Here is a 2,938-nt window from a genome sequence, read left to right as displayed (position 1 = left end):
CCCGCGGGGACACCGGTCGACGGCACGGTCACGGCCGTGGCGATCGGACCGTGCGGGAGTCCCGGCGCGGTGCGGGTGGGCGAACCCGACCCGGACGCGCCGCGCTGCCTCGACGTCGAGGTCCGGATCACCGAGGTCCCCGGCGGCGCGGCGGAAAGCGCCACGATCGCCAAGATGCAGCCGTTGGAGCCCGGCTCGCCCCGGTTCGCCGCGGGGGACGACGTGGTCCTGTCCTACGGCGGCGGCGACCCGCTGGACGGTGGCTCGTACCAGATCAAGGACTTCCAGCGCGGCGTGCCGCTGCTCGCGCTCGGGGCGTTGTTCGTGCTGGCGGTGCTGCTGCTCGGCCGGAAACGGGGACTGGCCGCGCTCGGCTCGCTCGGGCTCAGCGTCGCGGTGCTCGTGCTGTTCGTGCTGCCCGCGATCCTCGCGGGGCGCGACCCGCTGCTGGTGGCGATCGCCGCGGCCGGACTGATCATGTTCGGCACGCTCTACCTCACCCACGGCTTCACCGCGCGGACCTCGGTGGCGGTGCTCGGCACCCTGGCCAGCCTCACCCTGATCGGGGTGCTGGCGACGCTGTTCGCGTCGGCGGCCGCGCTGACCGGACTCGACTCCGACACCACCTCCCTGATCGCCTCGCTCGGCCACGGCGTGGACGCCCGGGGGCTGCTGCTCGCCGGAGTGGTCATCGGCGCGCTCGGCGTCCTGGACGACGTCACCGTGACGCAGGCCAGCGCCGTGTGGGAACTGCGCCGCGCCAACCCCGCGCTGGGCAGGCGCGAGCTCTACACCGCCGCGCTGCGCATCGGCCGGGACCACGTCGGCTCCGCGGTGAACACCCTGGTGCTCGCCTACGCGGGTGCCGCCCTCCCGCTGCTGCTGTTGTCCGCGTTGTCCGACGTCGGCCCGGCGACGGTGCTGCAGTCCCAGGACGTCGCGCAGGAGGTGGTGCGCACGCTGGCGGGCAGCATCGGCATCGTCGCCGCGGTGCCGGTGACCACGCTGCTGGCCGCGCTGATCGCGGTGCACGACGACGTCCCCGGAAACCACGTCCCCGGCCACGATGTCCCCGGAAACCACGTCCCCGGTGACGCCGCGCCCGAGGCGGTCGGCGACGAGGGCGCCGACCGCGCCGCGGAACGGGTCAGCGCTCCAGGCCCGCCACGAACCGGCTGACCGCGTCCATGCTGAACCGCTGGGCGAATCTGCCCGTGGGCGCCGCCGAGGCCAGCCGGTACAACGGGCGGTCGGCGGCGGCGTCGCCCCGGGCCTCCGCCCGCAGCTGCGCCACCAGCAGTTCGGAGAACACCACGCCGCCGGCCTCGAGATTGTTCACCACGGCGTCGGCGAGCCGACGCAGCGCCAGCACGCCCAGTTCCCGGCCCCCCGTGCCCGCGTAGACGGCCACGTCGATCTTGACGGCGCCGCCCCGGCCGCCCGCGTTGACCAGCAGGCTCACCGTGCGGCTCCCCCGGACGTCGGTGACCAGCAGGTCGATCCGGGAGGCGGTGACCAGGTCGATCCGGCGGGTCCCCCAAGTGCGCACCAGCACCGTGGTCCCCTCCAGGTGGACCTGCCTGCGTGCGTTGGTCAGCACCAGCGCCGCCACCGGCAGCGCCACGACGCCGCCCACGACCAGGCCGACGACCTGCCCGCCGAGCAGACCCGCCAGGCCCCCGAACGCCGCGCCGACCAGCACGGCACCCACCAGCCCGGACACGACCCGGCGCCTGCGCACCGCGGGGTCGGCGGCGTACAGCGGGATCCGCTCCGATCCGGACGTGGACCGTTCGCCTCCCGCTTCCCCGCTCACACACACCCCCCGGTCAGCGACGGATCCGTCGCGCGGAACCCGACGACGAGCACGGACACACCTTTCGCCACGGCTGGGACGCCGTTCACCCTAGCCGCCCCTGTACAGGATCCTCACAGACAGTGCCCATAGACTGCGCCCGAGCGGGCCCACCGGGGCCCGCCAGGCGCCTCACCGGGGCCCGCCCGGGCCCACGGCGGCCGGCCGGACGAGACAGATTGGGAGGGCAGGTGGCCACCAACCAGCAACGCCGCGAGGCCGCGAAACGCAAGCTCGAACGGCAGCTCACCCGCCGCGCCGAACGGGCGAGGCGACGCAGGATCGTCGGTGTCGGCGTGACCATCGGTGCCGTGGTGGTGGCCGCCGGGCTCGTCGTGATCCTGGCCACGCGGGGCGACGACACCGCGGCCGAGGGCGACGCGGCGGACGCGAGCGGCACACCGGACGCATCGGCCAACAACACGCCGGCGAGCATCCCCACCGAACGGGTCGCGGCACCCGAACGCCCCGAGCCGCTGCCGGACCCGGCGACGTGCGAGTACCCGGAATCCGGGCAGCCCGCCAAGGAGGTGTCCCCGCCGTCGGGCGAAAGCGTGCCCGCGGGCGGCACGGTCGACGTGACCCTGGAGTCCACCGTCGGCGAGATCCCCCTGACGCTGGACCGCGCGCTCGCGCCGTGCACCGTCAACAGTTTCGTGCACCTCGCCGAGCAGGGCTTCTACACCGACACCAGCTGCCACCGGCTGTCCACCGACGGACTCCAGATGCTGCAGTGCGGCGACCCGAAGGGCGACGGCACCGGCGGACCCGGGTACAGCTTCGCCGACGAGACCTTCGAGGGGCTCAACTACGGCCGCGGCATCCTCGCGATGGCGAACTCGGGCCCGGACACCAACGGCAGCCAGTTCTTCATGGTGTACGGCGAGGCCCCGCTCCCGCCGAACTACACGGTGTTCGGCACGATCGGCGACGAGGGGCTCACGGTGCTCGACGAGGTGGCGCGCGCCGGACACGACGGCTCCTCGCAGGCGGGTGGCGGCACCCCGCACACCGAGGTCCGGTTCACCGACGTGCGCGTCGCGGCGGCCTGACCGGCACCCCGGGTGCGTCGGGGGCACCGCG

General features: G+C 74.4%; 3 protein-coding genes. 2 read left to right on the top strand and 1 reads right to left on the bottom strand.

Annotation, left to right across the window (positions count from 1 at the left end; all coding sequences use genetic code 11):
* A partial coding sequence (locus tag ACTIR_RS0103980) for a YibE/F family protein (RefSeq protein WP_026453299.1) occupies positions 1-1,179 on the top strand: 1,179 nt, incomplete at its 5' end.
* On the opposite strand, the gene ACTIR_RS0103975 is transcribed toward ACTIR_RS0103980, so the two are convergent.
* Positions 1,148-1,822: a hypothetical protein gene (locus tag ACTIR_RS0103975; protein WP_026453298.1), complete on the bottom strand. Its 675-nt coding sequence runs from the start codon at positions 1,820-1,822 to the stop codon at positions 1,148-1,150. The two genes, ACTIR_RS0103980 and ACTIR_RS0103975, sit on opposite strands and share 32 nt — an antisense overlap.
* A 224-nt stretch (positions 1,823-2,046) precedes the next feature.
* Here ACTIR_RS0103975 and ACTIR_RS0103970 point away from each other — a divergent pair, with 224 nt between their 5' ends.
* Entirely contained in the window at positions 2,047-2,907 is an 861-nt protein-coding gene (locus tag ACTIR_RS0103970) for a peptidylprolyl isomerase (protein WP_026453297.1), read from the top strand.
* Positions 2,908-2,938: the final 31 nt, after the last annotated feature.

Source organism: Saccharomonospora iraqiensis subsp. iraqiensis, from assembly GCF_000430445.1.
Taxonomy (GTDB): Bacteria; Actinomycetota; Actinomycetes; order Mycobacteriales; family Pseudonocardiaceae; genus Saccharomonospora; species Saccharomonospora iraqiensis.
Note: the sequence above shows the minus strand (reverse complement) of the source record. Positions and strands in the feature narration are given on the sequence as shown.